This is a genomic window from Ferruginibacter sp., assembly GCF_031391665.1.
Lineage (GTDB): Bacteria > Bacteroidota > Bacteroidia > Chitinophagales > Chitinophagaceae > Ferruginibacter.
Genome location: NZ_JANMUN010000027.1, coordinates 1 through 5849, shown reverse-complemented (window position 1 = coordinate 5849; position 5849 = coordinate 1). Strand labels below are relative to the sequence as shown.

General features: G+C 38.2%; 6 protein-coding genes and 1 pseudogene. 5 read left to right on the top strand and 2 right to left on the bottom strand.

Going from position 1 to position 5849, the window contains the following annotated elements; all coding sequences use genetic code 11:
• Positions 1-12 precede the first annotated feature (12 nt).
• The gene (locus ACY651_RS02615) at positions 13-375 is read left to right on the top strand and encodes a HAMP domain-containing protein (RefSeq protein WP_462249426.1); all 363 of its coding nucleotides are present in this window, start codon (positions 13-15) and stop codon (positions 373-375) included.
• On the opposite strand, the pseudogene alaS reads toward ACY651_RS02615, so the two are convergent.
• A pseudogene (gene alaS, locus ACY651_RS02610) lies at positions 348-2123 on the bottom strand (alanine--tRNA ligase); the annotation flags it as partial. The gene ACY651_RS02615 and the pseudogene alaS overlap by 28 nt on opposite strands.
• A 338-nt stretch (positions 2124-2461) precedes the next feature.
• Here alaS and ACY651_RS02605 point away from each other — a divergent pair.
• The 4 genes from ACY651_RS02605 (at position 2462) to ACY651_RS02590 (ending at position 5187) form a co-directional block, all read left to right on the top strand.
• Entirely contained in the window at positions 2462-3433 is a 972-nt protein-coding gene (locus tag ACY651_RS02605) for a M23 family metallopeptidase (protein WP_462249424.1), read from the top strand.
• A 56-nt stretch (positions 3434-3489) separates the two neighbouring features.
• On the top strand, positions 3490-4086 hold the full coding sequence (locus ACY651_RS02600; RefSeq protein WP_462249422.1) for a MerR family transcriptional regulator: 597 nt from the start codon (positions 3490-3492) through the stop codon (positions 4084-4086).
• Positions 4087-4259: 173 nt separating this feature from the next.
• Complete coding sequence (locus ACY651_RS02595) at positions 4260-4778, top strand: thioredoxin family protein (protein ID WP_462249420.1); 519 nt, start codon at positions 4260-4262, stop codon at positions 4776-4778.
• 7 nt (positions 4779-4785) lie between these two features.
• Positions 4786-5187, top strand: coding sequence for a hypothetical protein (locus ACY651_RS02590; protein ID WP_462249418.1), 402 nt, complete (start codon positions 4786-4788; stop codon positions 5185-5187).
• 1 nt (position 5188) lies between these two features.
• On the opposite strand, the gene ACY651_RS02585 is transcribed toward ACY651_RS02590, so the two are convergent.
• A partial coding sequence (locus tag ACY651_RS02585) for a mechanosensitive ion channel family protein (RefSeq protein ID WP_462249416.1) occupies positions 5189-5849 on the bottom strand: 661 nt, incomplete at its 5' end.

Genomic DNA, 5849 nt, shown 5'->3' with positions numbered 1-5849 from the left:
GGCGTCAAGCGTCTGGCCGAGGGGGATCTGGCCCTCCCGGTTCCCGAGCGGGGCAACGACGAGCTGGCCGAGCTGGCGCGCTCGTTCAACGGCATGACCGGGCGGATCCGCGAGATGCTGCGCTCCCGCGAGCAGCTCCTGCTCGACGTGAGCCACGAGCTGCGCTCGCCGATGACGCGGATGCGGCTGGCGCTCGAGTTCCTCGACCCGTCCAAGACCAGAGACCGGCTCGCGTCCGACCTGGCCGAGCTGGAGGCCATGACCTCGGACATCCTGGAGACGGCGCGGCTCGACAGCGCGCACCCTTTTTGTGCAACGTGTGTGCCTAATACACTGCGTAATGCGGCATGCATTAGATGTGTTACGCTGTGGTGAACCGTTATTTCTCTTCTTCTTGCTGCATCAACTTTTGCAATTACTTCACCACTTAAATCATCAGGAATAGTTTCTGCAAAATGTATGATGAGATCGTTTTCTTTTTTGGTATCAATTATGGTGAATGGTGAATGGTGAATGGTGAATGTGCCACTGTCTCCAACTTGCCCGCCACTTTCGGCATAGAAGGGTGTGGTATCTAAAACTATTTGATACAACTCTTTTCCTTTGCCGCTTACTTTACGGTACTTGATAATTTTACTTTTTGTTTCTAAACTATCGTAGCCAACAAATTTGGAGGAAGCAATATCATTTACTGTTATCCAGTCTTCGGTTTCCATTGCAGTTGCAGCACGGGAGCGGTTTTTTTGTTGCTGCATTTCTTTTTCGAATCCTAATTCATCCAAAGTAATATTTAAACTGAAATTATTTTGTTCGAGAACCAACTTTGTTAAATCTAAAGGAAAGCCAAAAGTGTCATACATTTCAAAAGCAAGTTTCCCATCATAAACTATGTTATTTAATAGTTCTAATTTTCCTCGGGTAGGGTCTTTTTGAATCTTAATAGTAATTTCTCGATTCTTTTCATTGAAGTAATCGTCCAGTCTTCTCAAACCATAACCTAATGTTCTCAAAAACGCATCTTCCTCTTCTTTAATAACCTTACTCACAAAATCCAACTGCTGATTCAACTCTGGAAAAACATTTTCAAATTGCTTTGCAATTACAGGTAATAATTGATGCAATAATGGTTGTTTATAATCTAAATAAGAATAATAATATCGCACTGCTCTTCTTAAAATTCTTCTTATCACATATCCAGCGCCGGTGTTACTTGGTAATTGTCCATCAGCAATAGTAAAACTTATGGCACGGATATGATCGGCAAGCACCCTGAATGCTATGCTTTCTTTTGAATCGTCTGCAATATATTTTTTACCAACTATTTTTTCTGTTGCTGCAATAGTACCTGTAAAAATATCTGTATCGTAATTACTTTGCTTTTGCTGAATAACCCTTGTTAATCTTTCAAAACCCATTCCTGTATCTACATGTTTTGATGGTAATTGCTCCAGGCTGCCATCTTTTTTACGGTTGAATTGTATAAATACATTGTTCCAAATTTCAATCACCTGCGGATGATCGTTATTCACCAATGTACTTCCATCTACTGCTTTTCTTTCTTCATCGGTTCTGCAATCCACATGTATTTCTGTGCATGGGCCGCAGGGTCCTGTGTCACCCATCTCCCAAAAATTATCTTTTTTATTGCCTAATAAAATGCGGTCTTCTGCAATAACTTTTTTCCATTCGTTAAATGCTTCTTCATCTTTTGGTAAACCTTCTTTGGCATCGCCTTCAAAAATGCTTACGTATAAACGGTCTTTATCTAATTTATAAACCTCGGTCAACAGTTCCCAGCTCCAGGCAATGGCTTCTTTTTTAAAGTAATCGCCAAAACTCCAGTTGCCCAGCATTTCAAATAAAGTATGGTGGTAAGTGTCTACGCCCACTTCTTCCAAATCGTTATGTTTGCCGCTTACCCGTAAACATTTTTGTGTGTCGGCTACTCTTGGGTGGGGAGATATTTTATTGCCGAGGAAATAATCTTTAAACTGGTTCATGCCGGCATTGGTAAACAAAAGTGTAGGGTCGTTTTTAATAACAACAGGTGCTGATGGCACTATGGTATGGCCTTTAGATTTAAAAAAGTCGAGGAATTGCTGTCGTATCTCGGCACTTGTCATCATATTAAAACTATTTATTTGGGTTGATTTTTGTTGTGTATCGGGCTATATTTGTAGCGGGGGCAAAGGTAAAGAAAAAAAGTTCCAGCCCCTCCGCCCCTAAGGGGGAACTATGGAGAAAGCCCATCCTATTGAACTTCGTTCGTTCTCTTTCTGAGAACCCCAAAGGGGAAGCGAAATGGAGGAGACAGAAGCGAATAGTGCAAAACATGATTAAAGATGAATAAAGATATATAGTTGAAGAGTGCGACGCCAATGAAGCTATATAGAATTAATAAAGCTTGGTTCAAAAAACAACAAAACCCAAAAAAACAACGTTTGCTATTTAGACAACAAGCATGAAGAAAATAAAATATTTCTATAACACCAACACACTCCGGTACGAAAAACTGGTTACGCCTTTTAGGGTAAAGCTGTTGCGGATATTTGGTTTTCTTTCGGCACTGGCAGTTAGCAGTCTTATTATTATTAGCCTGTACAACAAATTTTTACCTAAGGCAACGGATAAAGAAACTAAACTGAAGTACGATAATTTAAAAGATAATTACGGTATATTAAGTACCAAAGTTAAAACCCTGCAGGAGCAAATGGCCGAATTAGAAAAACGGGATAACCAGGTGTACCGCTCTATTTTTGAGGCCAACCCTTTAAGTGACAGTGCCCGGACAAAACTGATTGAACAGAAAAAAGAGTTGGAAAAAATAAGTTTAAAAAATGAAGATGAACTGGGTACCGACATTGCAAAAACGTTAAATAATATTAATGCCCGTGTGGCATACCAGTTTGAAAGTTATGCCGCCATTGAAAAATTAATTAACAACCAGGGAAATAAATTGGCCAGCATACCTGCAATACAACCGGTAAGCAATAAAGAACTAAACAGAATTGCAAGTGGTTTTGGTATGCGGATACATCCTATTTACGGTATTGCAAAAATGCACAGCGGTTTAGATTTTACAGCACCGCAGGGCACACCCATTTATGCAACAGGCGATGGAATTATAAAAACTGCCGGGCCGGGTACGGGTACGGGTAACCACGTAATTATTAATCATGGTTATGGGTACGAAACGGTGTACATGCACATGGTACGCATAAAAGTTAGAGATGGGCAGCGTGTAAAACGTGGCGAAGTTATTGGATGGGTAGGCAGTACTGGCGCCAGTACAGGGCCACATTGCCATTACGAAGTGCATATTAATGGCCGGCCGGTTGACCCGGTGTACTTTTTCTTTAATGATTTAAATGCTGAACAGTACGACAGGGTGTTGAAAATTGCAGCAACAGGAAGTGCAAAAAGTTTTGATTAAAAAACGTGATTTCACAAAAAAAATATTGATAATACTTTTTTATTTTTATAAAAAAAATGGCTGACGAAAAACAAATAGCTTTTGATTTTGGCAGCGCTCCGGCTGATATAAAAGATGCGGCGCTTACAACTTCGGAAAATAAAAAGGCCGAAGTAATTGCTGTGGCTATTGATGAAATAAATATTGAAGTAAATGATGAGGTGCTTGATTTAACTGCAATAACCACTGTTACGGCTAAGCCAAAAAGAAAAAGCAATAGAAAACAAACCCGTGGCCGCATGAGTTTGAAAGATATGGATGCCGGTGTGGATTTAATTGAAGTGCCGGAAGATGAAGTGCTTTTTGAAAAAATGTATTATTCCATTGGCACCGTTGCCGGTATGTTTAAAGTAAACCAAAGCCTGATACGTTTTTGGGAGAATGAATTTGATGTTTTAAAACCTAAGAAAAACGGTAAAGGCGACCGTTTGTTCAGACCTGAAGATGTAAAAAATTTAAAACTCATTTACCATTTATTAAGAGAAAGAAAATATACTATTGAAGGCGCTAAAGATTTTATTAAGAATAACAAAAAGGCAGATGAAAAATTTGCTATGATAGAATCGCTGAAAAAACTGAAAGGTTTTTTGAATGAATTGAAAGCGAATTTGTAGATGGGATTGTTGAAGCCGACGTGCTTTTTTAAACCCGCCTTCGACAAGCTCTGGCTGACAACTTTTAGTTTCCTAAATTCTATAACCCGTTATTAACAAAATTAGTTTTTGCGAAAGGGTTTTTAAACTGAACTTTAACCTCTTGAACTTTTTCCACCATTAATTTATTTTGAATGAAATTTTTAGCTACACTTTTAGTTTGCAGTTTATTTATTGCTAATGCATACAGCCAGGCCCAATACGAAATTTTAAAAGATGAAAAACATCCCGAAGAACATATTTTACGGGGCATCATTAATAAATATGTTGTACAAAACGATACCAGTTACAAATGGTACAACAGCAGCACCAACAGTTACAAACCCGATACTGCAACCATTTCAGCTTTTGAAAGAGCAAAAACTAAAGTACAGTTTGTAGTGTTTGGCGGCACCTGGTGTGAGGATACACAATTTATTTTGCCTAAATTTTTTAAATTGCAGGAAATGAGTGGGGTTGCAGATAATACAATTTCTTTTTTTGGTGTTAACCGGGCAAAAAAATCGCTGGCAAGTATTACTGAGGCATTCAATATTATTAATGTGCCCACCATTATTGTGATGAAAGATGGTAAGGAATTTGGCCGTGTGGTGGAGTATGGCAAAACCGGTAAATGGGATAAAGAACTGGCGGATATTTTAAATTCACTCTAAAATAAATATGGAATTTCTTACAAAGCACCAGGAAAGTTTTTGCGAAAACGGAGGTTTATTTGGGGTAATGATTTCCATTACATGTTTAATACAAATGATGATTGTTATGAATCCGCACTGGATACCGTTTACAATTATTGGTATTTATATTTTATGTATTACGGCATTTGTTTTGTTGATGAAAAAATCAATACATGCTTTGCGGCTTCTTTTTATAAGCAGCATTTTAGTTTTTTTGATGGAAGGGTTTATGCTTTTATCCAATACCTTTTCGCTGGTACTTTTAATACTTTTAATTTATTTGATTGTAATTGTTGCATTGCTGTACTCAGGCACTATTCCCCGGCAAATAAAAAAGAAAAATATTGCAGTTATGGAAGAGGAACAACAATGGAATAATATTTTGTAAACTATTCCGGTACTGATTGCTTATTTACAAGGTTGTCGAAAATATTTGAGCTGCTCATTATTATTTTATTTTGTTCCAGTATATCTTTCACTGCAAAATTCACCGTTTCTTTAATACTGATAAATTCTTCCAGCGCTATTGGTACAGTAAAATATTCTGCAATAATTGTTATACCGGCTTTATTAATTTCTGTTAGATGTACATTGTAAGAGGTGAGCTGCGTTTTTGTTTCCAAAAGTTTTTTTATTTCAGCAATGCATTGTTGTGCTGTAGCTGCAGATGTTTCAGGAGATAATTCCAATTTAATTTCGGCACGGCGGTGGGTACGCATACTCCAGTTATCTACCACACTATCTACCATTTGTTTGTTGGGTACTGTTACTAATGTTTTATCAGCCGTTCGGATACGGGTGCTGCGTAAACCAATTTTTTCCACTGTACCTGTTACGTTATTTACTTTTACGGTATCACCGGCTGTAAATGGTTTATCAAAAAAAATAATGAAGGAAGCAATTAAATTTTCAAGGCTTTCTTTAGCTGCTAATGCAACGGCTGCACCAACAATACTTATGCTGGTTAATAAATTGCCTACAGGCTGATTAAGGCAGGCTTTAATCAGCATCAGCAAACCAATAATGCCCACCACCACTTTTAAAAAGTCA